This window comes from Enterococcus sp. LJL120 (assembly GCF_054871765.1).
The window spans coordinates 600757-627707 of record NZ_JBTXLV010000001.1 but is presented as its reverse complement, the minus strand read 5'-3'; the positions used below and the strand labels follow the sequence as shown (position 1 = coordinate 627707).

23 protein-coding genes and 1 tRNA gene are annotated in these 26951 nt (G+C 40.6%); 8 read left to right on the top strand and 16 right to left on the bottom strand.

All coding sequences use genetic code 11. The annotated features are described in order from the left end of the window. Positions 1-44: 44 nt before the first annotated feature. The 3 genes from pyk to dnaE all read right to left on the bottom strand — a co-directional run bounded on the left by pyk (position 45) and on the right by dnaE (position 6346). On the bottom strand, positions 45-1829 hold the full coding sequence (pyk, locus tag ACYSNU_RS03105) for a pyruvate kinase (RefSeq protein WP_461735741.1): 1785 nt from the start codon (positions 1827-1829) through the stop codon (positions 45-47). Between the two features lie 63 nt (positions 1830-1892). Then, positions 1893-2855 (bottom strand): 6-phosphofructokinase, encoded by a 963-nt coding sequence (gene pfkA, locus ACYSNU_RS03100; protein WP_461735740.1) that lies wholly within the window; start codon positions 2853-2855, stop codon positions 1893-1895. Between the two features lie 155 nt (positions 2856-3010). After that, positions 3011-6346 carry a DNA polymerase III subunit alpha gene (dnaE, locus tag ACYSNU_RS03095; RefSeq protein WP_461735739.1) on the bottom strand — a complete coding sequence of 1112 codons (3336 nt, stop codon included), beginning with the start codon at positions 6344-6346 and terminating at the stop codon, positions 3011-3013. Between the two features lie 103 nt (positions 6347-6449). Here dnaE and ACYSNU_RS03090 point away from each other — a divergent pair, with 103 nt between their 5' ends. Continuing rightward, positions 6450-6635 (top strand): YjzD family protein, encoded by a 186-nt coding sequence (locus ACYSNU_RS03090; RefSeq protein WP_265455122.1) that lies wholly within the window; start codon positions 6450-6452, stop codon positions 6633-6635. A gap of 125 nt (positions 6636-6760) precedes the next feature. Here ACYSNU_RS03090 and ACYSNU_RS03085 read toward each other — a convergent pair whose 3' ends face one another. The 5 genes from ACYSNU_RS03085 to chvE form a co-directional block, all read right to left on the bottom strand. Then, a complete protein-coding gene (locus tag ACYSNU_RS03085) occupies positions 6761-7960 on the bottom strand; it encodes a multidrug efflux MFS transporter (protein WP_461735738.1) in 1200 nt (399 codons plus the stop codon). A 273-nt stretch (positions 7961-8233) separates the two neighbouring features. Next, positions 8234-8560: a PTS sugar transporter subunit IIB gene (locus ACYSNU_RS03080; protein WP_461735737.1), complete on the bottom strand. Its 327-nt coding sequence runs from the start codon at positions 8558-8560 to the stop codon at positions 8234-8236. A gap of 12 nt (positions 8561-8572) precedes the next feature. Beyond that, a complete protein-coding gene (gene mmsB / locus ACYSNU_RS03075) occupies positions 8573-9772 on the bottom strand; it encodes a multiple monosaccharide ABC transporter permease (RefSeq protein WP_461735736.1) in 1200 nt (399 codons plus the stop codon). Next, on the bottom strand, positions 9773-11302 hold the full coding sequence (gene mmsA, locus ACYSNU_RS03070) for a multiple monosaccharide ABC transporter ATP-binding protein (protein WP_461735735.1): 1530 nt from the start codon (positions 11300-11302) through the stop codon (positions 9773-9775). It lies immediately after the preceding gene. Between the two features lie 161 nt (positions 11303-11463). Beyond that, the gene (gene chvE / locus ACYSNU_RS03065) at positions 11464-12564 is read right to left on the bottom strand and encodes a multiple monosaccharide ABC transporter substrate-binding protein (RefSeq protein ID WP_461735734.1); all 1101 of its coding nucleotides are present in this window, start codon (positions 12562-12564) and stop codon (positions 11464-11466) included. Positions 12565-12794: 230 nt separating this feature from the next. Here chvE and ACYSNU_RS03060 point away from each other — a divergent pair, with 230 nt between their 5' ends. Genes ACYSNU_RS03060 through ACYSNU_RS03050 form a run of 3 tightly spaced genes read left to right on the top strand, consistent with a single transcriptional unit; the run spans position 12795 to position 16887 of the window. Next, the gene (locus ACYSNU_RS03060) at positions 12795-13844 is read left to right on the top strand and encodes an ABC transporter substrate-binding protein (RefSeq protein ID WP_461735733.1); all 1050 of its coding nucleotides are present in this window, start codon (positions 12795-12797) and stop codon (positions 13842-13844) included. Between the two features lie 9 nt (positions 13845-13853). After that, on the top strand, positions 13854-15329 hold the full coding sequence (locus tag ACYSNU_RS03055; RefSeq protein ID WP_461735732.1) for a sensor histidine kinase: 1476 nt from the start codon (positions 13854-13856) through the stop codon (positions 15327-15329). Continuing rightward, positions 15322-16887 carry a response regulator gene (locus ACYSNU_RS03050; protein WP_461735731.1) on the top strand — a complete coding sequence of 522 codons (1566 nt, stop codon included), beginning with the start codon at positions 15322-15324 and terminating at the stop codon, positions 16885-16887. The genes ACYSNU_RS03055 and ACYSNU_RS03050 overlap by 8 nt, the downstream gene beginning before the upstream one ends. Positions 16888-16947: 60 nt before the next feature. Here the strand turns inward: ACYSNU_RS03050 and ACYSNU_RS03045 are convergent, their stop codons facing one another. After that, positions 16948-18384, bottom strand: coding sequence for an NCS2 family permease (locus tag ACYSNU_RS03045; RefSeq protein WP_461735730.1), 1437 nt, complete (start codon positions 18382-18384; stop codon positions 16948-16950). A gap of 225 nt (positions 18385-18609) precedes the next feature. Between ACYSNU_RS03045 and ACYSNU_RS03040 the strand changes: the two genes are divergently transcribed. Further along, a complete protein-coding gene (locus ACYSNU_RS03040) occupies positions 18610-19419 on the top strand; it encodes a Cof-type HAD-IIB family hydrolase (RefSeq protein WP_461735729.1) in 810 nt (269 codons plus the stop codon). Between the two features lie 63 nt (positions 19420-19482). Here the strand turns inward: ACYSNU_RS03040 and ACYSNU_RS03035 are convergent, their stop codons facing one another. The 6 genes from ACYSNU_RS03035 to ACYSNU_RS03010 all read right to left on the bottom strand — a co-directional run bounded on the left by ACYSNU_RS03035 (position 19483) and on the right by ACYSNU_RS03010 (position 22643). Continuing rightward, positions 19483-20181 carry an RraA family protein gene (locus ACYSNU_RS03035; protein ID WP_461735728.1) on the bottom strand — a complete coding sequence of 233 codons (699 nt, stop codon included), beginning with the start codon at positions 20179-20181 and terminating at the stop codon, positions 19483-19485. Between the two features lie 224 nt (positions 20182-20405). Then, a complete protein-coding gene (locus ACYSNU_RS03030) occupies positions 20406-20684 on the bottom strand; it encodes an ATP-grasp domain-containing protein (protein WP_461735727.1) in 279 nt (92 codons plus the stop codon). Positions 20685-20775: 91 nt separating this feature from the next. Then, positions 20776-20934 (bottom strand): hypothetical protein, encoded by a 159-nt coding sequence (locus ACYSNU_RS03025; RefSeq protein WP_461735726.1) that lies wholly within the window; start codon positions 20932-20934, stop codon positions 20776-20778. Between the two features lie 43 nt (positions 20935-20977). Next, positions 20978-21271 (bottom strand): hypothetical protein, encoded by a 294-nt coding sequence (locus ACYSNU_RS03020; RefSeq protein ID WP_461735725.1) that lies wholly within the window; start codon positions 21269-21271, stop codon positions 20978-20980. A 338-nt stretch (positions 21272-21609) separates the two neighbouring features. Next, positions 21610-22455, bottom strand: a complete 846-nt coding sequence (locus tag ACYSNU_RS03015) for a helix-turn-helix domain-containing protein (protein ID WP_461735724.1) — start codon at positions 22453-22455, stop codon at positions 21610-21612. A gap of 100 nt (positions 22456-22555) precedes the next feature. After that, a tRNA-Ser gene (locus tag ACYSNU_RS03010) sits at positions 22556-22643 on the bottom strand. A 408-nt stretch (positions 22644-23051) separates the two neighbouring features. On the opposite strand from ACYSNU_RS03010, the gene ACYSNU_RS03005 reads away from it, so the two are divergent. Both ACYSNU_RS03005 and ACYSNU_RS03000 read left to right on the top strand, forming a co-directional pair. Then, positions 23052-23807, top strand: a complete 756-nt coding sequence (locus ACYSNU_RS03005) for a threonine/serine exporter family protein (RefSeq protein WP_461735723.1) — start codon at positions 23052-23054, stop codon at positions 23805-23807. Positions 23808-23833: 26 nt separating this feature from the next. After that, entirely contained in the window at positions 23834-24295 is a 462-nt protein-coding gene (locus ACYSNU_RS03000; protein WP_461735722.1) for a threonine/serine exporter family protein, read from the top strand. Positions 24296-24613: 318 nt separating this feature from the next. Here ACYSNU_RS03000 and ACYSNU_RS02995 read toward each other — a convergent pair whose 3' ends face one another. Then, positions 24614-25963: an Nramp family divalent metal transporter gene (locus ACYSNU_RS02995; RefSeq protein ID WP_461735721.1), complete on the bottom strand. Its 1350-nt coding sequence runs from the start codon at positions 25961-25963 to the stop codon at positions 24614-24616. A 343-nt stretch (positions 25964-26306) separates the two neighbouring features. On the opposite strand from ACYSNU_RS02995, the gene ACYSNU_RS02990 reads away from it, so the two are divergent. Continuing rightward, positions 26307-26903, top strand: a complete 597-nt coding sequence (locus ACYSNU_RS02990) for a TVP38/TMEM64 family protein (protein WP_461735720.1) — start codon at positions 26307-26309, stop codon at positions 26901-26903. The last annotated feature ends 48 nt before the right edge of the window (positions 26904-26951 follow it).

Below are 26951 nucleotides of genomic sequence, written 5' to 3'. Positions count from 1 at the left end.
TTTCTGTTTTTGACTAATGTCACAACCTCTAGAGAGATTATCTTTTAGATAGCTGTTGTTTGACCACGGTAGACAATGCCACGACGAGGGTCAACGGTGATTAATTCACCATCCGCAATCAGATTGCGGGCATCTTGTGCGCCAACGATAACCGGAATGTTTTTGGCAATTCCGACTACTGCTGCATGACTTGTTAAGCCGCCTTCTTCAACAACTAAAGCTGCTGCCTTGTCGATAGCTGGCATGTAATCTTTATCAGTTGTTGGAACAACTAAGACCATGCCATCCTTCGCTTTAGCATTTGCTTCTTCAGCAGAGTTAGCAATCACTGCATTGGCAACAACTGCTTTTTCACCAACACCTTGAGCGTCTAATAATTTAGAACCGATTAATTGGATTTTCATAACGTTAGTAGTTCCACGTTCGCCAACTGGTACACCGGCTGTGATTAAGATTAAGTCGCCTTCTTCAGCAAAGCCTAAATCAACGGCTTTTTTAGCTGCCAAGTCAAACATTTCATCAGTTGTTGTTGGTTTTTCAGCAACGGTTGGGAAGACACCCCAGTTTAACATCAAACCACGTTTGGTTCTTTCATCAAAGGTAACCGCTAAAATATCAGCTTCTGGACGATATTTTGAAATCATTTTCGCAGTATAACCCGATTCAGTCGCTGCAACGATTGTTTTAACGCCTAAGTTTTTCGCCGCACGAGCCACTGATAAACCAATTGTTTCAGTTACATCGGTTTTATCAAATTGATTGATTTGGAAAGTACCCATTTCCGATAAAGCTTGTTCTGCTTCTTCGTCAATTCTAGCCATTGTTGCAACTGCTTCAACTGGATAATCCCCATTTGCAGATTCACCAGATAACATGGTTGCATCTGTTCCATCAAAGACCGCATTGGCAACGTCAGACGCTTCAGCGCGGGTTGGACGAGGATTTTCTTGCATTGATTCTAACATTTGTGTTGCTGTGATAACAGATTTACCTGCAAGGTTACATTTTTTGATGATACGTTTTTGAGCCAATGGTACTAATTCAGCCGCAATTTCGACACCCATGTCACCACGAGCAACCATGATACCATCAGAAACCTTGATGATTTCATCGATATTATCGATACCTTCTTGTGATTCAATTTTAGAGAAGATTTGCACGTGATTCATATTTTTTTCTTCGATAATTTCACGAATATCTAATACATCTTGTGCTTTACGAACAAAACTTGCTGCGATAAAGTCGATATCGTTGTCTAAACCAAAACGGATATCATCTGCATCTTTTTCAGTGATACCAGGTAAGCTGATTGAAACGCCTGGTGCATTGACCCCTTTTCTTGAGCCTAGCATACCAGTGTTTTTCACTTCAACAACTAGTTCACGGTTAACAGCATCTTTTTCAAGAATTTGCATGTCAATCAAGCCGTCATCAAATAATACGTGACCGCCCACATGCACATCATCAAATAAACCAGGATATGTGACAGCGATTTTTTCTTTTTTCCCTTTTAATTCAGGGTCCATTGAAATGCGAGTTTTGTCACCAGCTGTAAATTGAATATAGCCAGCACGACCGTAATCCGCTTCAGTAGTGTCTTGAACGGTAGTCCGAATTTCAGCACCTTTAGTGTCTAACAAGATGGCAACATCTTTGCCAATTGCTTTTTCAGCTTGGCGAACCATTTCCATCCGACCTAATTGTTCTTCATGGTCTCCATGGGAGAAGTTGAAACGAAATACATTGGCTCCAGATTCAATCAATTGAGAAATAATTTCTACTGTGTTACTGGCTGGTCCTAAAGTGCTGACAATTTTAGTCTTTTTCATTACAGAAAAACGCTCCTCTATATTTTTTTATTTTAAATGCATTCTTTCAAGAGCAATTTAACGTTAGAAAGAAATACGTTTATTTAAATCGAATAAAGACAAATCAGGTTTATGCTTGTTGTTTTCTAAAGTATCAATAATATCGGCTGCCACGACTTTGTTTTCAAGCATGCCTACACATAAGCCGCCTTTACCTGCCATTAACAAGTCAACAGCATAGGCGCCGAATTTACTAGCTAAGACACGATCTCGTGCAGATGGTGAACCACCCCGTACCACGTGACCTAAAATAGAGACCCGAGTATGGAAATCGCCATAAGCAGACAATTCTTCGGCAAATTTATTGCCTCCCATTACCCCTTCAGCCAAAATGATGAGGCAATGTTTTTTGCCCCGTTCTCGGCCGCTTTGAATACTTTTGGCAACTTCTGCCATATCAAAGTCATGTTCAGGAATGATAATTTCATCAGCCCCACCGGCCACACCTGACCACAATGCGATATCACCGGCATCACGACCCATCACTTCAATGACAAAGGTCCGGACATGAGAAGTCGCTGTATCACGAATTCTATCGACAGATTCTAAGACCGTGTTAATCGCTGTATCAAAACCAATGGTAAAATCAGTTCCAGGAATATCATTGTCAATCGTCCCTGGGATACCAATTGCTGGATAGCCGTGTTTAGTCAAAGCCATTGCTCCATGATAAGAGCCGTCACCACCGACAACTACTAAGCCTTCAATTCCGAATTTTTTTAATTGCTCGATGCCTTTTAATTGACCTTCTTCTGTAGCAAATTCTGGATAGCGGGCAGAGTAAAGCACGGTCCCACCCCGCTGAATGATATCACCGACATCAGCAACATCCAGTTTGCGAATATCTCCAGCAACTAACCCAGCATAGCCATAGTTAATGCCATAAACTTCTAATCCTTCATAAATACCTTTACGCACCACGGCACGAATTGCCGCGTTCATTCCCGGTGCATCGCCACCGCTTGTTAAGATTCCAATGCGCTTCATTTATATGTCACCTCATTAGTTTACTTCTCAGACTGAAAACCAGTTTCTGAGTTTTTGAAAATTTGATTTTTCCACGAGACCCATTTTACCATAATCTATTAGGAAAAGTCTTGGTTAACCCCTAAAAAGTTGAAAAAAATGAAAATACTTTACTTCTAATTTGTGATATTTTTGAAAACTACATTTTCATTTCCAAGAAGATATTTCAATTGTTCGGCTGCTTCCCGGCTGTCATCCACCCAAAAAGCTTCTGCCAACTGAATTTTGCGCCCGCTACCAGAAAAGAAGACAATCACGGGAATATGTCCGCTGTGACGCTGCAAAATCCCCTGTAGTTTTTGCAAAAATTCCTTTGTATCATTTTCAGGAATGACTTTGAGATAGGCAGTTTGGTCAGCAATCTGCCCTTCCATTTGACTAGCCTGCTGAATGTTTTCCGCTAGTAACTGGAGCTCTTGATTATAGCTGCTCTCTTCAACCTTGCCTTCAATGTAATAGACTTGATTGACCTCCAAAATACCCATCACTCTACGATACAATTGGGGGAAAATAGTCACGCTGATTTCGCCTGTGCTATCATTGCCTTCAAGAAAAGCCATCAACTCGCCTTTTTTGGTGCGAATCTCCCGTAAATCCCGTAAATAATACAGAACACGATTTTTTTGACCCGCTAGACTATCGGTGATGCTTTGAATTTTTTTCGCTTTGCGTAATTTATGGAAGCCTTCTGTCGGATGGCCAGAGAGATAGATGCCTAAATATTCCTCTTCCAAGTTAAGACGCTCAGTTAAGGTATAATCCGGTAGCTCGGCCTCTTTTAATTCCATAATACCTAATAAATCTAGACTACCGCCGCTATAAATCGTATTTTGAATTTTACTTTCCAAATTGTTCATCAATTGCTTGCGGTTAGGCTCGATTTCATCAAACACACCGATGGCCACTAATGGCCGCAGATTTTCCAGCTTAAGCCATTTATTATGGGTGCGAATTAAAAATTGATCAAAGCTGGTATAGCGTCCCGCCACCCGCCGTTCTTCTAAAATTTCTAAAATAAAATCGCGACGCAGGCCTTTTAAGCCGCTCAAGCCAAATAAAATTTTCCCTTGATCAATAATTTTAAAGCTGTAGCTGCTTTGATTGATTGAAGGAGCGATTAATTCCACGCCGTTTTTGCGGGCCTCACTGACATATTCTTTAATTTTTGCTGGATTATGCCGCACCGAATGCAACAGTGCGCCATAAAAAGGCGCCGGATAATGAACCTTCAAATAGGCCATTTGAAAGCCGACAAAGGAATAAGCAAAAGCGTGGGAACGGTTAAAGCCGTAGTTAGCAAAGCGTTCGATATAGTCATAGACTTCATTGGCTTTTGCTTCAGAATAGCCCTGCTTTATAGCCCCACTGACAAAGAGATGCCGCTGTTCATCTAAGACATCTTTTTTCTTCTTGCTGATGGCCCGCCGTAAAATATCGGCTTGCCCCAGTGAAAAGCCCGCCATTTTTGAAGCCACCTGCATGACCTGTTCCTGATAAACCATGACGCCATAGGTATTCCCTAAAATTTCTGCTAGGCTATCGTCGGGATAGCGAATTGGCTCTTGGCCTTTTTTCCGGCGAATAAAGGTGTCAATATTTTGCATAGGGCCGGGGCGATAAAGGGCATTGACGGCGGCAATATCTTCAATCCCATTAGGTTCCAGACGCCGCAGAACATTGCGAATACCCGCTGATTCAAATTGAAAAATTCCGCTAGTAGCCCCTTTTTGAAAGAGCTCAATTGTCGGTAAATCATCTAAGGGAATTTGCTTATAGTCAAATTCAATTCCATACCCTTTTTTGATCCCTTTCAAGGTGTCATCAATAATAGAAAGATTGCGCAAGCCTAGAAAATCCATTTTTAACAGGCCAATGGCTTCCACGTCATTCATGGTAAATTGCGTTAATAAGATATTATCGGAACCCGTTTGCAACGGAACCAGCTCGACTAAGTTTTGATCGCTGATAACCACGCCAGCTGCGTGAGTTGAAACGTGTCGTGGCAGACCCTCTAATTGCATGGCGGTCTCTAACAGCAGTTGATATTTTTCTGATTGGCCGGCTAAAGTTTGCAGCTTGTTTGAATCTTCAAGAGCAAGGGGCAAAGTAATTTTCAAGCGGTTTGGTACCGCTTGACTCCAACGGTTGGCTTCGCTTTGGGATAAACCGAAAACGCGGGCCACATCCCGCAAGACCATTTTTGCTGCCATGGTTCCGAATGTCGCAATCTGCGCCATGTGAAAATGGCCGTATTTTTCTTGAACATACTGTAAAATTTCATCCCGCTTATTATCAGGGATATCCAAATCAATATCTGGCATGGTATAACGCTCTGGATTTAAAAACCGCTCAAACAATAAATCATATTGAATCGGATCTACATCGGTAATTTCTAGTAAATATGCCACCAGTGAGCCGGCAGCCGAGCCCCGTCCTGCTCCGGTCACAATTTTATTTTGATGGGCAAAGGCCATGACATCCCAAACGATTAAAAAGTAATCGTCAAAGCCCATGGAATGAATGATTTCTAATTCGTAATTTAATCGCTCAGTATAACGACCATCCCCGGTGGGCACACGCTTGGTTAGAGCTTGCTGACACAACTTGGCTAGATAGCTAGCAGCGGTTTCCCCTTGCGGCAATTGATAATGGGGTAGTAATTTTTGATGGAGTGGCAATTCAAACTGGCACGTAGCGACTAAATTTTCAGCAGTGATAACCGCCTCAGAAAATCCTAAACGCTGATAGAGTTCGGTGATTTCAGCAGCATTCCGTAAAAATTCAGTGCCGCGAATATCGCGAAACCCATCATTCAGATTTTCCTCCAAAATCGTTCCGTCATTGATGTGCTGCATCACTTTGACGGCAAAGCTTTCATTGGCATTTAGATAGCGGACACTAGGGAAAGCGATTAGCGGCAAGCCTTGCGCTTGCAGCTCGGCTAGCCAAACATTTTCAGTTTCTAAGTCAGGCACTTCCACAGCAAAATAAAATTGCTTGTCGCTAAACAGGTCTTGAAAAAAAGGGAGCCGACTTGCTGAGGCTTCGTTGAACCGATCATTTGTCCGTAGCTCATTGTCCGCCGGTAAAATTCCGACTAACTCGCTGAAGTTTTCCGCTTGTTCTTCAAGGAATAATGGCTTGTCATGGGTCATATTATAGGTAGAAAGTTGCAATAGCTGCTGATAACCATCTACATTTTTGGCATAGACTACTAGTTGAAAGACTCCATCACGGTCAGGAATCTGATAATCCAAGCGTAGACCAATCACTGGCTGCAGCTGATTTTTCTGGCAGGCTTGGAAAAATTCCACCGCTGCCGTCAAAACATTATGATCAGCAATGGCCAGAGCTTGATAGCCACGAGCTTTGGCAGTTTCAACCAATGACTTAATTTTTAAGGTACTTTGCAATAAGGTGAAGCTGGTAGTCGTATTTAACTGAGGCAGCATTCTCGTTATCCTTTCATGAAAATTTCTAAGTTTATCTAGAGAGTTTTCTTTACTTTATTTTATAGATTGTGCTAAACTAAGCGTGAGAAAAGAGGTGCAGGTCATGCGTTATGTAGTTACCTTATTTTGGGCTTTTATCTTAGGCCAAGTAATTAGTTATATTGCCAGCTCTTTAGCGGCCACTGCCTTTGATTTTAAAATTTCGACAATTGTTTCACTGATTGCCGGTGTTATCATTATTTTAATCCGTTATGGAGCCAAACCCCACACATCTTCAAATCAATCTTAAATATAATCGAAAAACCAGTTACATGCAATCATTCGCTGTTATTAGCTAAGCCTCTGACAAAGAGGGCTTAGCTAACAGCTGTTTGCAACATGTAGCTGGTTTTTTATTATTCTTCATTTTGATGCTTAATCAAAATTTCGTTTCAATAATCCTCTAAAATTAAACAGGGATAAAATGATATTCATCAACACAAAGGCGCTAGTTACAAGAAAAACGCTAGCGTAGCCTAAGGTTGAAGCAACTGTTGAGCCCACTAGTGGACCTAAGACCTGACCAAAATTATTAAACATTGTATTGTAGCTATAAATCCGGCTGACTCCTTCAAAGGGGGTGATTTTGCCGATTAAAGTGTTAATGGAAGGCATCAATGCGCCGGTGGAAAAGCCTAGCAAAAAGCGCAGAGCCCCCAATTGAAATGGCGAGGTTACAAAAGCCATCGGCACAAAGCATAAGAAGGACAAAATCAAGCCGCCCAATAAAACCCGGTGGCTGCCGTAACGATCGCCTAAGCGGCCTAAAATCGGTGACGAAATCATCGCCGACACACCGGCAATTGAAACAATCAGTCCGCTAACAAATAAAATATTGTTCATATCGCCGCTTAATTGGCGAATATAGAGAGTTAAAATCGGTGTAATACTCGTGACCCCTAATTGTAAAATCAAGGTGGTGATAAACAGGCCGATTAAGATTGATTTACGATCAATCTTAGCAAATAATTCTTTGGAGGACATCATCTCGCCCTTTGGCAGTGGCTGGAAATCTTCCTTCACTAAGAAGACTGTCAGTAATGTGGTGATGGCTAACACCACTCCTGTGATGATAAAGACATTGCTCATGCCAAACCACTGGGCTAGAGCACCACCCAAAGAAGGGCCGATTAATGAACCTGCAACGGCACCAGTCGACAAGGTTCCCAGCGCCCAGCCGCTTTTTTCTTTAGGCGCTTGGGAGGCAATCATGGCAGTCGCATTTGGAATGTAGCCGGATAAAACTCCCGTCAAAAACCGCATAGCTAATAGCCAATAAATATCTGGCACAAAAGCTAAGGCCCCCATGGAAACGGTCATACCGGCAGCCGCCCGAATCATCATCATTTTACGGCCTCGCCGGTCAGCTAAATTACCCCAAATTGGCGAGAAAATAGCGGCCGCAAAAGCCGTGACCGAAATTGCCAGACCAGAAAATAATTCCACTTGGTCGGCTGGTGTATGTAATTGTTCAATATAAACAGGAATAAAGGGCATCACCAGACTAAAACTTGCCCCTGTAAAAAAACAGCCAATCCAAGAAATCAATAAATTCTTCCGCCAATTAATCTTCATAATACCTCTTTACCACCCTTTCGTTTCTACTATACTCCTTTTTCAGCAAAAAGTAAGAATATTTTCAAAATTTCCGACGGGATTTCTTCAATTGAAAAAAACTATAGGATACAGCAAAAGGTGTCCAGCCGATTTATCGCTGGCTGTTACATCCTTTTGCCTGACCTATAGCCTTCAGAGGGTGCGGCAGCTGCTTTACAATTTTGGCTTTTCCTAGCTAAAATCGAAAAGCACCTACCTTTTATGAAAAAACAAAATAAATCTTGGAGGAAACTAGTTTAAGAGGGTTAAGCCATCTTTTAAGACAGCCTCGCCGTCCAATGTTTCATAATCTTCTTTTTTGATAAGCTTATAAGGAACGGCTTTATAATTTAAAAAATCCTTTAAGCGGGCAATCTCGTATTCTGATTGCGGTCCTATCATTAAGACATCGACCTTTTGATTTTGAATAATCTGCTCGGCAATAATTGCCGGTGCCGAATAGATGTGCAGATTTAAACGTTGTTCATCGGCTGCTGTCTGCATATTTTTCACCAGCAGACCTGAAGTGATACCGGCTGTACAAATCAGCAGAATGGTTTTTGCATTTGGATCGACCATGCTTTTACCTCCTTAAGAAATTTTACGTTTCTTGTTGTAAATGTCTAGGACAACTGCCAAGAGGAGAATCAAACCTTTAATGGCTTGTTGCCAATCGACACCGACACCAAGAATTGACATCCCATTATTTAAGACACCCATCACTAAACCACCGACGATTGCCCCCATAATCGTTCCGATACCACCTGAGGTAGAAGCACCACCGAAGTAAACGGCAGCCATCGCATCTAATTCCATTGATTGACCGGCTTGTGGTGTGGCAGCGTTCAAGCGGGCTGCTAAAATCAAACCAGCTAGAGCGGCCATCATGCTCATGTTGACAAAGACTAAGAAGGTAATTTTTTTCGTTTTAATCCCGGAAAGTTCTGCGGCTTTTTTATTGCCCCCGGTTGCATAAATCTGACGACCAGCTACGGTTTTATTAGTTAAAAATCCATAAACAGCAACGATAACTCCAAGTAAAATCAAGATAACTGGATAGCCTTGATAAGAGGCAAAGATATAAGAGACACCTAAGAAAACTACAGCCGTAAAGCCAGCCTTCAAAAGAAAGGTCGTCATCGATTCTACTTCAAATTCATTTTTGCGGCGGCGTTCCCGTGCCCGCCATTGATTAAAAATTAAAATAGCCGTGATAATAAAGCCGATAATCATGGAGAGGAAATGAATATGTTCTCCCCCCATAATGTCAGGTAGATAGCCAGTCGAAATTTTTTGGAAAGCCGTTGGAAATGGTGCTAAGGACTGGCCACCTAAAACAACTTGTGTTAAGCCTCGGAACATTAATAGTCCGGATAAGGTCACGATAAAAGCGGGAATTCCAACATAAGCGACCCAGAAGCCTTGCCAAGCACCAATCGCTGCTCCAAGTAATAAACAAGCAGGTACGGCAATCCACGGGCTCATATTATTATTAACCATCATTAAGCCGGCCATCGCACCGACAAAGGCCATCACGGAGCCAACGGATAAGTCAACGTGTCCCAAGAGAACGACTAACAACATGCCAGCTGCCAAAACTAAAATATGGCTATTTTGCAAAACCAAGTTGGTAATATTTAATGGCCGCCAAAAGATTCCTTCAGTCATCACTTGAAAGGCAATTAAGAGGACAACGAGAATAATGACCATGCTATATTTACTAAAAATTTCTAAGGCTTTGTCCTTTAAGGAGCTGCCTTTTTTCTCTTTTAATTTATCGGTTGATTCCATTTAAACCACACTCTCTTCCAAAGTCATAAGATTCATCAGCATTTCTTGATTCGCATCCGCCCGCATTACTTCACCGGTCATGCGGCCTTCATTCATGGTGTAAATCCGATCACACATCCCTAAAATTTCCGGCAGCTCAGAAGAAATAATACAAATTCCTTTACCGGCAGCCGCCATTTCTTCAATGATGGTATAAATTTCATACTTGGCCCCCACGTCAATTCCGCGGGTCGGTTCATCAAGAAACAGGATATCCGGTTCTGTCATCAGCCATTTTGACAAGACAACTTTTTGTTGGTTCCCGCCACTGAGACTGCTTACTTTTTGGAAAATCGAGCTGGCTTTGGTATGCATCCGCTTGCGATATTCCTCGGCATCGACAATTTCCTTTTCCTTGTCGATGACACCGGCATGACTAATTTTCCCAAGACTGGCAATCGTTGTATTTTCACGAATGTCCATTAAAAGATTTAAACCAAGTGCCTTACGGTCTTCTGACACATAGGCTAGGCCGTTTTTAACGGCGGCCGGTACATCTTTAACCGAAATCTCTTGACCATCTTTAATCACTTGTCCAGAAATATTGCTACCATAAGAATGACCAAAAACACTCATGGCAAATTCTGTCCGACCAGCTCCCATCAAGCCGGCAATACCGACAATTTCGCCTTTGCGGATATGGAAGTTGATATCTTTGTTGATCACCCGTGAGCTATCGATTGGATGATGGACTGTCCAGTCTTTGACTTCAAAAAAGACTTCGCCGATATTCGGATGCCGCTCAGGATAGCGGTTCGTCAAATCCCGACCAACCATGCCTTTGATGATGCGTTCTTCAGAAATCATTGAATTTTCCAACGTTTCAATCGTTTCCCCATCCCGCAAAATGGTAATGCGGTCGGCGACACTAACAATTTCATTAAGCTTGTGGGAAATAATAATTGAAGTAATTCCCTGATTTTTAAATTCTTTGATTAGACCAAGTAGATTGGCACTTTCCTCTTCATTAAGAGCAGCCGTTGGTTCATCCAAAATTAGCAGGCGTACAGATTTAGAAAAAGCTTTGGCAATTTCAACCAATTGCTGTTGACCCACACCGATTTGAGAAACTAAAATATTCGGATTAATTTTGAGTCCGACAGTCTTTAAAAGATTCTCGGTTTTCTTTTCCGTTAATTCCCAATCGATAACACCGTGTTTAGCTTGTTCGTTGCCGAGAAAAATATTTTCTTTAATGGATAAATAAGGGCTCAAAGCTAATTCCTGATGAATAATCACAATCCCTTTTTCTTCACTATCTCTTAAATCTTTGAACTTACAGACTTCGCCTTCATAAATAATGTCGCCTTCATAACTTCCATAAGGATACAATCCGCTTAACACATTCATCAACGTTGATTTGCCGGCACCATTTTCGCCGCACAAAGCATGAATTTCTCCCCGTTCAATTTTCAGATTGACATTACTTAAGGCCCTCACTCCAGAGAACTCCTTGACGATATTATTCATCTCCAGGATATAATCTGACATTGAATTCACCCTCTCTATCAAGTAGCTTGTAACTTTTTTAAGCCAACATCTGTTAAAGTAAATTTGCGCCTACGGTCCAGTAGGTCCTCGGCGCAAATCTACAACTATTTTTTTCTGAGAAATTAGCTTGTGCCCCTTCATTCTCAGTTTTTACTTTGTAATTAGTTGCTCAAATCTGCTTCAGTGTAGTAACCAGTATCGATTAATTCTGCAACATAATTATCTTTGTCTACAGAAACTGGCGTTGCCAAGTAAGTTGGTACTACTTTTACACCATTGTCATAAGTTTCAGTATCGTTCACTGGCACTTCTTCATCATTAGCCAAGGCTTCAATCATGTCGATGGTATTTTCAGCAAGAACCCGAGTGTCTTTAAAGATAGTTTCAGTTTGTTCACCAGCAATAATGGATTTCACGCCGGCAATCGTTGCATCTTGACCAGTAATTACTGGTAATGGTTGATCCGCTGAACCATAGCCAACTCCTTTTAAGGAAGAAATAATCCCCAAACTAATTGGATCATATGGTGATAAGACAGCGTCTAATTCTTTGTCTGTATAGTTAGCACTCAATAAATTATCCATCCGCGCTTGGGCAGTTGAACCATCCCAACGCAGGGTTGCGATTTGGTTGAAATCCGTTTGACCTGATTGGCAAACTAGTTGGCCACTGTCAAAATATGGTTTGAAGACTGACATCACACCGTTGTAATTGATTAAGGCGTTGTTGTCATCTGGTGAACCACCAAATAATTCAATGTTAAATGGTCCGGTGCCATTTTCTAAGTCTAATTTATCTTCAATATAAGAAGCTTGTAATACCCCAACGCTAAAGTTATCGAAGGTCGCGTAGTAATCTACATATTCTGAATTCATTAACAAACGGTCATACGCAATGACAGTGATGTCTTCATTGTGGGCTTTTTCCAATACATCGGTTAAAGCTGAACCGTCGATGGACGCAATAACTAACGTGTCCACGCCTTTAGTAATCATGTTTTCAATTTGGGCTACTTGGTTTTCAACTTTATCTTCCCCGTATTGTAAATCTGTTTTGTATCCAAGTTCTTCTAATTGATCCACCATGTTGTTGCCATCTTCAATCCAGCGTTCTGCTGATTTCGTTGGCATGGCAATCCCAACATAGCCCTTGTCGCCGCTGCCGCCGGAATCTGATCCGCCGCTGGAACCGCAACCTACCAATAACACCCCTAAAGCTAACGTTGCAACTACTGCTGCTGCCTTTTTCATATTGAACTTCATCTTGATCCCTCCAAATAATTTTCTTTACGGACTTAGTATAGGTTATTTTTGAACCGCTTACATTGAGTTTTTTTGGGAAAATCTTTATTTTTTTTCCGACATTTCAAAATTGCGAAAAAAAACTTGATTTATTTTTGGAAAAACTTGGATTTCTTTTGATTGCCTTGAAATAGGAAAATAAACCTATAAAAATCTGTTATAATAAGGCCAATTAGAGGAGTTGATTTAAATTGAAAAAATTAGTGGTATTGTTATTTTTCTTTTTATTTTTAAACGGGTGTTCTACTACTACCACTACAGCTGATAGTGAAACTGATGTGAGCATTCCTAGAATTGTAATCGGTTTCTCTCAATTGGGAACTGAGAGCAATTGGCGTAAGCAGCATACTGAATCGGTTCAAACCGAATTGGAAAAAGAAGGCTATGAAGTGTTGTATCGCAATGCCTATCTCAGCTTGGAGCAGCAGATTCAAGATATTCGCAGTTTTATTTCCTATAATGTTGACATTATCGTCCTCTCTCCTCTGCAAGAATCTGGTTGGGATGATATTTTATTAGAAGCACAAAAAGCTAATATTCCTGTCTTTGTGGTTGACCGCAGTATTGAAGTCAGCCAAGAAACCTTAAAAAAAAGTGCCGAGCTGGCTCTTGAAGAAGGTGCTGGCCAAGAGCTGATGGTCACCCACATTGGTCCGAGCTTTAAAGCCGAGGGCAACCGGGCTGGCTTATATGTGAGCAATTATTTTCGCAATCAAGAATACAGCGAGGTCAATGTCCTTGAATTGACCGGCAACGTAAATGCCTCACCGACTATTTTAAGAAGTGAAGGGTTCTCTGAAACCATTCAGCGTAATTACCAAGACAATCAGCAAACAATTCAAGTCGTCGACAGCATCAGTGGCGATTTTATTCGCCGTAAAGGGAAAGAAGCGATGGCTGAATATATCGCACAGAAAGATATCAGCCAAATTGATGTTCTCTTTAGTCAAAACGATGAGATGACTCTTGGGGCGATGGAGGCTTTGGAGGCAGCCGGTGTTGCACCGGGTAAGGATATTATTATCGTTTCGATTGATGCCCAGAAAAATATGATCGACAAATTAAAGGCGGGAGAGGTCAATTGTGTGGTGGAATGCAATCCAAATCAAGGGATTTATGTTCGCAACGCCATCAAACGGTTTTTAGACGGCAAAACGGATTTGCCTAAGGAAATTTATGTCCATGAAACGGTTTTTTCCGATGACATGGATTTTAGCCAAATTCCCCCCCGCAATTATTAGGTGATTGCCATGAAGGATAGCAGTATCAAAGATATTTTCCGCAAAACCAATATCGTCATGATTGCCATTGCCATTATTCCCTTATTAATCAGTGTGATTTTTTATACGCGGCAAATTTTTATTTACCAGCAAACCATCGGTAATATCCAAGAAGCCAATGCCGTCAGCGAGACCATGCGAGACCGTGCCTTAGAAAGCATGTATGATCTGGCTTATGGTCAAATTAGTATTGAAGATTTTCAAGCTAATAACGTGATTGATGAGGTGCGGGAGGATATTTACCATATTCAAGAAAATGTCCAAAGCAATTCCGAATTAAATCGCTTGGATGTCGCCTTAAGGACCCTCAGCAATTTAGAGGATTATCAAAATCAACTGGTGACCAGTGTTGAAAACGATGAAAGCTATGAAGAAGGCGAAGCCATTCTCAGTAACGCTGAGGCGGTTGTCGCTAGCGTCATTGATTTTCTCGACCGCTTTGTTCGATTGGAAATTGACTTGGCTAGTCAGACTAATCAAGAGCTGATTCGCTCTGTTTTCCTTTTAACATTAGCCCAAGGCGTTATCTTATTAGTCATTTTCTATTTCATTCGCCGCAACAGCCGTTTTTTACGAAAAAAAGTCGAAGACCCTCTAAAAAACTTAGTCGAGCTGTCGAAAAAATTGTCTAACGGTGAGTTAAATTTTCGGGCAGAGATTCCTGACACAATTGAAATGAAAAACCTGACCTATAGCTTGAATAAAATGGCTGAGGATTTAACACAGCTCTTAGAGGAAAACGCCTTGAAGCAGTATCATCTGGCCCAAAGCGAAATCCGCGTCTTACAGGCGCAGATAACTCCCCACTTCATCTATAATAGTTTAGACGCCATCGTTTCTTTAATTGAAGCCGGTGATTATTCGCAGGCGATTGAAATGACCTATGCCCTCTCCGATTTCTTCCGGATTTCCTTAAGCAAAGGCAAGGACTGGATTTCTTTAGAACAGGAAATTCGTCATGTGGAGGATTATTTAAAAATCCTCCAGATTCGCTATGGCGCTATGCTGAACTATACAATCAGTTATCCTGAGGAATTAAAAGAGGAAGAAATCTTGAAAATGATTTTACAGCCGCTAGTGGAAAATGCGGTGTATCACGGGACTAAATTTGTCCGCAGACGGGGCTTGATTGAAATTTCCGTCACTGCCACGACAACTGATTGGCAAATTGTCGTCAGCGATAACGGCATTGGCATGACGCCAGAAAAGCTGCAGGAAATCACTGATAATTTAAATGAAGGTTTGCTTGGCGAATCTGAAAATGGCTATGGCCTGCACAATGTTTACCAGCGAATTATGCTGAACTATAATGGTGAGGCCAGTTTCAAAATTGAGAGTGTCTATCAAACTGGCACCAGCATTTACATCGCAATTCCTAAAAAACATTCCAAAGAGACTGCCGCTTCACTGACAGCCAGCTTGAACAAGGAGGAAAATCATGTATAAGGTCTTTATTGTGGAAGACGAGCATTTGATTCGCGAAAGTCTCAGGCAGCAGGTCAACGACTTGGCAAAAAAACTACCAATCGAATATCTCGACGAGGCGGCAGATGGTGAACTAGCGCTGTCCTCGATTTTAGATTTGCGACCGGATATTATTTTAACGGATATTAAAATGCCCTTTATGGACGGCTTGACCTTTGCCAAAGAAGCCCGCAAGCTCTTGCCTTATGTCCGCTTAATCTTTATTAGCGGCTTTGATGATTTTGAATACGCCAAAACCGCCATTCAAGTGCAGGCGGATGATTACTTATTAAAGCCGATTAAAAGCGGCGAGTTGGAGGAGGCCTTGTCCAAAGCCGTTAAAAATTTGGACCAGCAAAAAAAACAGCTGGAGGGACCTTCAACGGATAGTGTCATCAAAATTGAATCTCAAAAAAATCAGCTTTTAAACAATTTACTCTCGGGAAACATCGCAATTTCTGATGTCGTCAAGCAGATTGAGCCCTTTCAAAAAAGCTTAGTCGGCAAGAAAATCAATGTCATGCTAGTGAGTAATCGAGACGAACATTTCTTAGGGGACTACACACAGTATGCCGAAAAACTAAATTTTCTTTATCAAACCGACCCGCAGATTTTTTTCTCCAGCCTTTCCAGCCGCTTTATCAAATTATTAATCTTTGACTCCAATGAAAAGACTGTCTTAGAAAAAAGCTATCAAGTGGCGCAAACCTTAATCAATGAATTAGAAATCGGCAGCGATAATCTCGTAGTAGCCACAGGTCCCATTGTCGAACGGATTTCCGACCTGCCCCGTTCCTATCGCAAAGCTAAGGATATGCTGGATAGTTATGGTCTGATTCGGGTGGAAAAAATCATGAGCTATGAAGATAATCTAAAAGAAGGCGAGCTCTCCCCCACCAATCCCTTTAAAATTGATTTGAGTCAACGCTTAGCTGATTTGACGGCAAAAGAAATTCCAGACCTCATTGCCGAACTGTCCCAGGATCAAGGGACAGTTGAGCGGACCCGCATGTTTCGCTTTTTTATTTTGATAGAGCTGAAAGGATTGATTTATCGCAATGAAAACATTGATCCTGATGACATTGATATCGAGTTGGATAATATTGAGCTATTGACCACTGCGCCAAATAATCAACAAGCCTTTCAAGGAGTTTTAGCTAATTTACTGCCGCAATTGTTGGCGAAAAAGGGCAATCCAATGATGCAAAAATATCAAAGCGTTATTCAGCAAGCCCTAAACTATATTAAGGAAAATTTTGCTGATCCCAATATCTCATTAAAATCAGTGGCAGAAGTTGTCAGCCTCAGCGCTGCCCATTTCAGTACGATTTTTTCCCAATCCACTGGCTCAACCTTTATCGAATACTTGACCAATCAACGGATTGAAAAGGCCAAGCAACTGCTGTTAACGACCGATTTGCGGCTATCCGATATCGCCTTTGAAATCGGCTATAATGATCCAAATTATTTTAGTTTTCTCTTCAAGAAAAAAGTTGAGATGTCGCCAAAAGATTACCGACAAACGAACTTAGCCAGTTAAAAACAAAAAGGCCCCTAGCAACAGACTGGAAAGTCTCCCGCTAGAGGCCTTTATTTAGTTTTATAAAACAGCTAAGATGATAAAGTTAGCGATAAATAGTAAATCCACTACCCATAAAATTGGAGAAACTTCATCAAATTTACCTTTGGCAACTTTGATGATTGTATAGAAAATAAAGCCGGCCGCAATCCCGTAAGAAATGCTGTAACACAAGCCCATAAAGATTGAAGCAAAAAATGCAGGTACTGCATCTTCTAAATCAGTCCAATCAATATCTTTAAAGGAAGCCATCATCATGACCCCAACCATAATCAAAGCTGGTGCTGTCGCTTGATTCGGCACGATTGAAATCAGCGGTGAAAAGAAGCTAGCAATCGCAAATAAAGCAGCTACAACAACTGAAGTCAAACCAGTGCGGCCACCGGCACCAATTCCGGCAGCTGATTCCACATAGGTTGTGGTATTAGATGTACCGAAGATTGCGCCAACTGAAGTGGCAATTGCATCGGCAAACAAGGCTTTATCCATTTTTGTTTTGAAGCCTTTACTGTCTTCCAGAGCTTCTTCATCTTCTTTAGAAAAGATGCCCGTCCGACGACCAGTTCCAATAAATGTCCCGATAGTATCAAAAGTATCAGATAAACTAAAGGCAATGATTGTCATAATTACCTGAGGCAATTTACTAGCGTCAGAGAAAAGTGAGCCCATTCCTTCAGAACTAAATGCTGCCCCAAAAACCGTGCCCAACTCAGAAATTGAACTACCTAAAGAATTTTCTGTCCAGTTAATGGCGCTCAAGTCCACAACGCCCATTAAAATCCCTAAAATCGTAATTGCCACAATCCCGATTAGAATACCGCCACGAACATTTAACACAACTAAGACTGCCATCAGCGCAAGACCGATAACCGCCAAGATAATTGCTGGATTATTGAAATTTGCCAAAGCTGGAACAATTCCACCATTGACGGTTGCGCTGACGATCGAATCGCCAGAAATAGTCGCAGAATCAACAGAAGCTGAATCAACGGTAAAAGAAAGCAAGCCAGCGTTTTTGATCCCCACATAGGCGACAAAAATCCCAATCCCACCACCAATTGCGTGCTGCAGGCTTTCAGGAATCGCATGAATGATTAATTTACGAATCTTGGTTACTGTAATAAAAATATTAATAAGTCCACAAATGAAAACCATCGCTAATGCCTGTTGCCAGGTGTAACCTAGCGCAAAAACAACTGTGTAGGTGAAAAAGGCATTCAGCCCCATCCCCGGTGCCTGTGCATAAGGAACATTAGCAAACAGCCCCATAACGAGCGTTCCAATGACTGATGCAATAATCGTTGCTAAAAAAACCGCTTGAAATGGCATTCCCGTTTGCGACAAAATGCTCGGATTAACAAATAAAATATAGCTCATTGCAAAGAATGTCGTAACACCCGCCACAAATTCCCGCGAAACGGTAGTCTTGTTCTCCTTCAATTTAAAGAACTTTTCCATGTGATGATTTCCTCCTTAAAGTTAAATATTACCCTATCACAAGCCATGATTATAAAATCTTTTCGCAAAAATAGCAATGTTTTCCATACAAAAACTTCTAAACAAATTTTTAATGTTCGTGTTTTATCGAAAATGATTTGTTCAAACTTTAGCAGATAACTTTTTTCACAAGCCAATCTGTGCTAGACTAGAACAACGTATAGATTCAGAAATGAGGAGTTTTTCATGAAAAAATTAATTGCGATTGACCTTGACGGCACAACTTTAAATACAGATTCACAAGTTTCTCCCCGCACAGCGGCTGTTTTAGAAAAAGCCAAACGAGCAGGTCACACTGTAACCATTGCTACCGGTCGTCCTTACCGGATGTCTGAACATATTTATTCCCAGCTTAAATTAACATCACCGATGATTAATTTTAACGGCGCCCTCGTTCACCTGCCTCATCAAGTTTGGTCTGGAGAGCTAGAAACCTTAATCAATCGCGACATTGCCTTTGAAATTTTAGCCCAAAAGCAACAACTGAACTTAGATTTTGTGGCTGCTGAAAATAAAAATAGTTTCTACATTGATACTTTGGATCATTTTGATGGCAACTTCTTTGCCTCAGAAAAAGCCAGTGAAAAAAATATTTTGTCCGCAAAGAACATGACTACCAATCCAAATTCTCTATTGCTGCGGGTCAACAATCCCGACAGCCTCAGCGTTTCAGAACAGTTAGTCAAAGATTACGGCGATTATGTAGAAGTCAATACTTGGGGCGGGCCAAATCCGATTTTAGAAGTGGTGGCTAAAGGCATTCAAAAAGCCAAAGGAGTTTCCCACGTTGCCGATTTATTAGGCTTTCAACAAGAGGACATTATCGCTTTTGGTGATGAACACAATGATGTAGAAATGCTAGATTATGCTGGTTGGGGCGTTGCCATGGCCAACGGTACTGATCAAGTAAAAGCTGTTGCCAACGATGTCACCGAAAAAACCAACGGCGAAGACGGTTTGGCAGATTATCTAGAAAAATATTTAGAATTAAACTAAAAAAAATGCGCCGAAGAATGAGCAGCGACAGCTCACCTTCAGCGCATTTTTATTTTGTCTCGATTATCCAGGATAACTCTCATCAATCATTTCAACTTGACCATCAGTTAATGCTTTTTTTAGCCAACTGTGGTCTATTTTTCCAGCTTTAGCTGCTGCAACTTTTGCGGCATCACTAGCGGCATTTTCCTCTGCCTTTTCAATCAAGCTTTGCGCATCCCCTTGAGGAATTACCAGTAAACCATCTTGATCACCTAAAATAATATCTCCTGGCATCACCACAACATGCCCAAGGGAAATTGGAGTATTGATTTCCCCCGGGCCTGACTTATATGGACCGGCCGGTGTCGTACCAGTTGCGTAAATCGGACACTTCTCATCAGCAATCACATCAATATCACGAATCGGTCCGTCAATAACGATACCGGCAACTTTTTTAAAGTCCGCCAAATACCGATACATAATTTCACCCAGCATAGCCCGCTGGCGATGCCCCTCATTGGCAATGACCACAACATCTCCCTCTTGCGCCATTTCCAAAGCTTGGCTGACCATTAAATTATCTCCCGCATGGGTTTTAACCGTTAAAGCGACACCGCACATTTTTTTCACTGGGGAGCTCATTAACTTTAATTCTGGACTAAAGGTAAAACTGCGACTCATACAATCGGCCACATTAGCTGCCGGCAGTTTTTCAAACCTTGCCACTAAACTTTTTTCTGGTAACTTTCTCTTTAGATAAATCCGATTTCCAACTGACATGTTTTGCCCTCTTTTCTTATAGATGATTTTTATGGTAATTTTTTTAACTTTACATTCTTCGGGATTTTTAAGGTAAGTCATATAATTTGAAACTAGTTTACGATTTTGACTCAGCCATAACTACTAGTAAGACTTATTTAGTTTAGCACAAAAAAACGCTTTCTCCGCTGGTTTTGCTGAGAAAAGCGCTTAGTTTGGCGAAAAGAACAGATTTAGTACAATAATTATGAAAAGCTGATTGCCTTGAGCAACCGCTGGTAAAAATCCTGTTTATTCGCAAAATCACTTAGATTTGAAACTTGACCATCCCCAGTTTCAAGAACTAACCAGTGGTTTTTAGCTGTTAATGCAATATCAACTGTATAAAAGCGGCTGTCCAATGGCGGAATAGTCAATTTAATCTCCTCATTTAAAACTTGATTATTTTGATTATCACAGAATAGGAGTTGTTGGTTATAAAAAAACAGTCGAATCTCAATACTGCGACCAGCAACTTGCTTCAATTCAACATATTCCTTTAATTTGATGTCTATTTACTAGAACCAAATTGGTAACATCATAGTACTTAATGCCACACCTTCATATTTGGCCGCATCATGAACCAGCTGGTTGTATAATGTGATAATTGCCTTTGTCAACATCCTTTGCTGCCTCGAAAACCATTTTTTCTAACTCTGGAGTGTTCTTTACTTGTTCATCTGAATAAGCCGCACTTAAATAATCCGTTACTATTTTAACTTTATCTTTTGACATTAATTTTCCTTAACAACTGAAATCCCAATCACAGCCTATCTCTTTAAGGCACACTCTGAACCTCATTAGCCTGAGAAAGATCAACTATCAGAACAAATGGTGGTTTTCCTTGAATAATATTATTTTGATCATCTATATAATAATCAAATTCACCCTCCATTTTTTGCGTTATTTTTCTGGCTTCTTCTGGTGAATGCATTGCAAAATAGGTTATCCCGATGACGGCGAAAACTGTCAATAAAAGTAGTAGCAATGGAATAGTCTGTCGCTTTAGAAACAGACTGAAATTACTCTTTTTCTTACTCGACTCAACAACGCTTTCATCTGCTGACTTCATAAATCCCCACCCATTTCTCTTTCCGTTACAGTAAGCAACTATCTTATTATTTTCGACGAGAACAAAATTATTCTCAATGATTTCAGATTTCAATTTACATTAACAGTCATTAAAAATTCTATATAAGTAAAAATATTACATATTTTAGAATACAATTTAATTAAAACAAGTGGTCTAGTTAATGTCAATGGTAATACAAACGAAACATAAATATTATTGAAAACATAATTCAAAAAAGTTTTGTCTGGATTGTGTTTATATTCAAAGCAAAAAAACACGAACCCTATTGCCCTTTCGACAAATGAACTCGTGTGTATAGAAATATTCTTTATGATAGTCTAACCTTCTAAATGATCAACTTGACCTGAGTTAATCGTGTCGATAATAAACTGGTTATCATTGAATTCTGCTATGCCAGCAGACAAAGCAAAATACTTTTTGGCTTTCTCTTCATCTAGATGTTGCAGATTAAAGGCTTTTTCGTAATATAAAAAATCTAAATAACTGGTGGATTTGAATTGTTTATATAGCTCAAGCCATTGGTCACACAACGCAACAGCGCGGGAAAAATCCCCAAGACTTGAGTAAAATTTTGCGACATTATAAAAAATTTTGCTGACATTCTTTGTGACAAAATCCGGATTTTCTTCAATCAACTGAAGGGATTTATCAAAGTGACCTCTGGCAAATTCCAGCTCGCCTTTTTGAGCGTAGCAGACACCAATACTGTTAATGGCCAGACTTTTTATCATGACTTGCGTCACAGTCATAGTTGATACTTCATAAAAATAGTACAGGGCTTTATCAATTTCATGAAAGCCAACGAGATTTATATTGCCAAAATTGTAATAAACCTCAGCCTTTAAATCACTATTTTCAATCGCTTCAACATCCGAGATACCTTCTAGTAGCTGATAGGCCTCATGAAATTTAAATTCTGAAGAAAGGTCAATCACTTTAGCTAAAAGTCCTCGTAATTTTTCATCAAAGCTTTTCTCTAAGACATCATCAAAAGTCAACTTAAGTCTTTGACAAATTTCCCCGAGAATTTTCATGCTATCACAGGCATTTTTTGTTTCCAGCACACTGATTGTTGCCTGATTACAAATGCCCTCAGCTAACTCTTGCTGGGTCAAACCCAATTCTTTTCTGCGGGTTGAAATAATCTTACCGTTAATCTTCAAGTGGTTCTCCCTTCACTTGCTTCTGCAGAATTCTAAAAAACTTTAGAAAATTGCCTCGTAAAGAGTATCCAAAACAACTTTCTAAAGCTTAATTTAATTAAGGAAGGTACAGGATTTGAACCTGCGCACCGGTATAAGCCGGTTCGGCGGATTTCGAGTCCGCTGCATTACCACTCTGCCAACCTTCCGCAAAGACTATTTTTCGCTTTTTTTGGAATTTTGTCAAGTGGAAATCTTTATATAGAAGAAAGACACTAAAAAAGCCACTACCTCTAAAAACGAAGTAGCGGCCGCAATTCACCTTATTTAATGGTTGTCATGGTTTCATCTGAGGCCTCTTTTAAAAACTCGTCATAGTTAAAAATTATCTGAATCCATTTCTTAATCATGAAAACCGCCTCCTTTATTTGATGGCTCTATCTTAGGATTTAGGACTTAAACCAAGCTTAAGAAAAACAGCTGTCTAAAAAAATTCATATTTCAGCGAAAAATGATTTGACGGAAGCGGCGGTTTCAGGCTATTCTTGGGAAGCATAAGAGATTTTTGTTCACTCAATTTTGACAAAAATTTCATATTTAAAAAGGTGGATTAAGCCATGACAGAGGCGCAAATGCAAAATTTAATACTACGGACCTGCCTTTTAGCCGGCAGGATTATGACTGAGTCTGGGTCAGAGGCTTACCGGGTAGAGGACACGATGCAACGGATTGCCACAAATGCTGGTGAGCTGGAAAATTCCAGTTATGTCACAGCAACGGGACTTTTCATGAGTTTAAAAAGTAGCAACTACAGTCAGTTGGAACAAATTAAGGACCGCACGATTAATTTGGAAAAAGTCGTGGCGGTGAATCAACTGTCCCGCGAATTTGCAGCGGGAACAATCGACTTGGTGACACTCCATCAAGAGTTAAAGAAAATTGATTATGAAACACCGACTTTTCCTGCATGGTGGCGAATTTTGGCTGCCGGGATAATAAGTTGCACGCTACTAATTTTATTTGGTGGCGTCTGGTCGGATTTTATTCCTGCTTTTCTAATCGGGGCCATTGGCTATACTGTTTCCCTCTATGGTATTTACTGGTTGGAAATTCGTTTTCTAAACGAATTAGTAGCGGCCTTAGTGATTGGCAGTTTGTCTTTTATTGGCTTCCGTTTGGGGATTATTGCGGATGTTGATACCGTGATGATTGGTAGTCTGATGCCTTTAGTTCCCGGTGTCGCCATCACAAATTCTTTTCGTGATATTCTGGCGGGTCATTTAATCAGTGGGATGGCTCGCGGAACAGAGGCGATTTTTACGGCGGGGGCGATTGGGACTGGCATTTATTTGGTAATTAAGTTATTGGGATAACGTATTTTTTAGATAGAGGAGCAACCATGACAATTTTTTTAAATTTTTTCTTTAGCGGTCTGGCCACGATGGCCTTTGGAATCATTACCAATATCCCAAGGCGAGCTTTGCTTGCCTGTGGCGTCACCGGTGGGATTGGTTGGGTCCTCTTTCATTTTTCTAATGAAATGGGCTTAGGTCTGGGGGGCGCAAATTTTTTAGGCGCCTTGTCCGTGGGGATTATCAGTGTCTTTCTCTCCCGCAGGTACAAGATGCCTTTGATTATTTTTAATATTCCTAGCCTAGTCCCGCTAGTTCCCGGTGGCCCCGCCTATCAAGCAGTGCGCCAAATTATGCAGGGAAATTATGAAGCTGGCCTACAAAATATTTTGATTGTGATTATCACAGCTGGCGCCATTGCAATTGGCTTTATGGTGACCAACTTAGTCGAAAAACTAGCTAAATTTCTTTTGAAAAATCCTTATCAAATAAAGCGGAAAAAGCCTTAGTCAAGAGCTTTTTCCGCTATTTTTTTGTATAATAAAGGAAAGCAGTCAGGAGGTTTTTGACAATGAAAGATATTCTTACGATTATTTTACTGTTAGGGGCTTTTGTTCTATTGGGCTGGAATGCATCGGTGCTGCCGAAGATTACCAAAAATTGGGCCGATAAAAACAAACGGGATTCTTAGTCACTTGTTGAGTGTTGAGACATTTATACATGAAAAAATCCAAACTAGCTTGGGTTTACCTGAGGTTTCAAAGGCCTCATCGTAAAGTTACCAGCCAGCTTGGATTTTTTTATTTTGCCTTATAATGGGTCAAATTTTAATTGACACCTGCAAATGTCGTATAAATCAAGAAAATGTTTAAAATGGTTAAAACAACTGTTACGACCCAAGCAGCATATTTTACAATGGGGCGATTGGCAAATGGTCCCATCAGCTGCTTGTCGCTGGTAAAAATCGTCAGTGGAATAATCGAAAATGGCAGAGCAACACTTAAAAAGACTTGTGTATATAACAGTAAATCCTCCACTGCATTTTCGCTGCCACCATATAAAATCACGCAGACGATTACCGGGAAAATTGCAATCAAACGAGTGATTAACCGCCGCAACCACATTGGTAATTTTAAATGTATGAACCCTTCCATGACAATTTGCCCAGAGAGTGTACCGGTGATGGTGGAATTTTGGCCAGAAGCCAGTAAAGCCACTGCAAACAATGTCGACAACAAAGGACTAGCAATCGGGCCAACAATTGAGCTATCTTTGAGAGCATCATATAAATCAACGAACCGACCCAAATCACTGTTGGTGCCAAAGAATAAAGCACCACCCAAAACTAACAATAGACAGTTGACAACAAAAGCAATCGTTAATTGAATATTCGAATCCCAAATCGTAAATTTAATTGCTTTTTTCACTTCGCCTTTATCGTTGCGATCAATTTTGCGACTTTGGGAAATGGAGGAATGCAAATATAAATTATGAGGCATCACGGTGGCTCCAACGATTCCTAAGGCCAAAAACAACATACTGCGATTGGTGGCAATTTCAGGAACTGGAATAAATCCTTCCAACACCTGACTCCAATTGGGATCAGCCAAAATAACTTCATAGGCAAAAACGAAAAAGATTACTGAAATTAATATGGCCACAACAATTTCGACTTTTCTAAACCCAAGCTTAGTCAATAATAATAGAAGAAACACGTCAAAGGTTGTAATCAAAACCCCAATTAACAGCGGAAAACCAAATAATAATTGCAAGGCCACTGCCCCACCAATAACTTCGGCAATATCGGTTGCCATGATGGCCAGCTCACTAATAATCCACAAGGCAAAGCCCCCAGCTTTACTTGTGTGCTGACGGGTGGCTTGGGCTAAATCCATGCCGGTGACAATCCCTAATTTGGCCGCCATACTTTGTAACAGCATCGCAATCAAACTGGAAAGTAAAATGACACTTAATAGGGCATATTGATAAGAGGCGCCTCCGGAAATTGAAGTAATCCAATTCCCCGGATCCATATAGCCAACAGCCACCAACGCCCCCGGCCCGCTGAAGGCCAAGAGAGTTTTAAAAAAGGAAGCATTCTTCGGTACTTCCACCGTACTATTAATTTCTTCGAGACTTTTTATCTCAGAATTTTCTGTGATATCTTCTTCTCCCATCCTGAGTCCTCCATTACATAAATTTTATTTCAATGCGATTCACTTAATTTTTTAGGCATCCCTAAATTCATTTTTTATTATAGGACTTTTCTTAAAAAAAGTAAACGGAGACACCCTTTTTAAGAAAAAGCATAAGTTTTCCCTGATTGACCCAAATCAGACTTAAGTCTGGTGAATTTCCCGTAAAATTTCGTTATACTTATTTTATACTTCAGTGGTCACGGGAAAACTTACAAAACTGTTCGTTAAGAATCGTTTTCTGTAGTGGCGCTGTCAAAATTATTTCCCTATAATAAGTGTAACAAGAACTTTACTAGGAAAGTAGCCAAAAGGAGCTGATGTTATGAGCGTTGCAACATCGAGAAAAATCATCAACCTAATTTCAATTTTAGGGATTGGCTTTAGTATCGCCATCACCTTTTATTTTATCCACTTGGGTGTCTTTAAGGATATCAACGCCTTACGCGGCCTCGTTGGCAACTCAGTGATTTTAGGCCCTGTCATTTTCATCCTAATTCAAATTCTACAGGTTGTCATCCCGATTATTCCTGGCGGGATTAGTACGGCGGCCGGTGTCTTAATATTCGGTCCCTGGATGGGCTTCGTTTATAATTATGTCGGCATTTGTATCGGCTCAGTAATTATTTTCCTTTTAGGACGACGCTATGGCAAACCTTTTGTTATGTCATTAGTCAGCGATAAAACTTACAACAAGTACATCAGCTGGTTAGATAATCAAAACCGTTTTGATAAATTATTCACGCTGGCAATTTTCTTCCCAGTTGCACCGGATGATGCCCTTTGTCTGATGGCCGGCTTGACTAATATTTCGGTTAAAAAATTCACTTGGATTATTCTTTTAGCAAAACCCGCTTCCATCTTTTTATATAGCATGGCTTTAATTTACGGTGGAAACTTGCTTTCAGGTTTATTAGGCTAAAATAGATATCTGTGACAGAAGCGCAGTTGGCTTTTTGTCACAGTTTTT

Excerpts from the sequence above, each read along its gene's own strand:
- pyk (WP_461735741.1), bottom strand. The coding sequence starts at position 1,829 with ATGAAAAAGACTAAAATTGTCAGCACTTTAGGACCAGCCAGTAACACA.
- pfkA (WP_461735740.1), bottom strand. The coding sequence starts at position 2,855 with ATGAAGCGCATTGGAATCTTAACAAGCGGTGGCGATGCACCGGGAATG.
- dnaE (WP_461735739.1), bottom strand. The coding sequence starts at position 6,346 with ATGCTGCCTCAGTTAAATACGACTACCAGCTTCACCTTATTGCAAAGT.
- ACYSNU_RS03090 (WP_265455122.1), top strand. The coding sequence starts at position 6,450 with ATGCGTTATGTAGTTACCTTATTTTGGGCTTTTATCTTAGGCCAAGTA.
- ACYSNU_RS03085 (WP_461735738.1), bottom strand. The coding sequence starts at position 7,960 with ATGAAGATTAATTGGCGGAAGAATTTATTGATTTCTTGGATTGGCTGT.
- ACYSNU_RS03080 (WP_461735737.1), bottom strand. The coding sequence starts at position 8,560 with ATGGTCGATCCAAATGCAAAAACCATTCTGCTGATTTGTACAGCCGGT.
- mmsB (WP_461735736.1), bottom strand. The coding sequence starts at position 9,772 with ATGGAATCAACCGATAAATTAAAAGAGAAAAAAGGCAGCTCCTTAAAG.
- mmsA (WP_461735735.1), bottom strand. The coding sequence starts at position 11,302 with ATGTCAGATTATATCCTGGAGATGAATAATATCGTCAAGGAGTTCTCT.
- chvE (WP_461735734.1), bottom strand. The coding sequence starts at position 12,564 with ATGAAGTTCAATATGAAAAAGGCAGCAGCAGTAGTTGCAACGTTAGCT.
- ACYSNU_RS03055 (WP_461735732.1), top strand. The coding sequence starts at position 13,854 with ATGAAGGATAGCAGTATCAAAGATATTTTCCGCAAAACCAATATCGTC.
- ACYSNU_RS03050 (WP_461735731.1), top strand. The coding sequence starts at position 15,322 with ATGTATAAGGTCTTTATTGTGGAAGACGAGCATTTGATTCGCGAAAGT.
- ACYSNU_RS03045 (WP_461735730.1), bottom strand. The coding sequence starts at position 18,384 with ATGGAAAAGTTCTTTAAATTGAAGGAGAACAAGACTACCGTTTCGCGG.
- ACYSNU_RS03040 (WP_461735729.1), top strand. The coding sequence starts at position 18,610 with ATGAAAAAATTAATTGCGATTGACCTTGACGGCACAACTTTAAATACA.
- ACYSNU_RS03035 (WP_461735728.1), bottom strand. The coding sequence starts at position 20,181 with ATGTCAGTTGGAAATCGGATTTATCTAAAGAGAAAGTTACCAGAAAAA.
- ACYSNU_RS03025 (WP_461735726.1), bottom strand. The coding sequence starts at position 20,934 with ATGTCAAAAGATAAAGTTAAAATAGTAACGGATTATTTAAGTGCGGCT.
- ACYSNU_RS03020 (WP_461735725.1), bottom strand. The coding sequence starts at position 21,271 with ATGAAGTCAGCAGATGAAAGCGTTGTTGAGTCGAGTAAGAAAAAGAGT.
- ACYSNU_RS03005 (WP_461735723.1), top strand. The coding sequence starts at position 23,052 with ATGACAGAGGCGCAAATGCAAAATTTAATACTACGGACCTGCCTTTTA.
- ACYSNU_RS03000 (WP_461735722.1), top strand. The coding sequence starts at position 23,834 with ATGACAATTTTTTTAAATTTTTTCTTTAGCGGTCTGGCCACGATGGCC.
- ACYSNU_RS02995 (WP_461735721.1), bottom strand. The coding sequence starts at position 25,963 with ATGGGAGAAGAAGATATCACAGAAAATTCTGAGATAAAAAGTCTCGAA.
- ACYSNU_RS02990 (WP_461735720.1), top strand. The coding sequence starts at position 26,307 with ATGAGCGTTGCAACATCGAGAAAAATCATCAACCTAATTTCAATTTTA.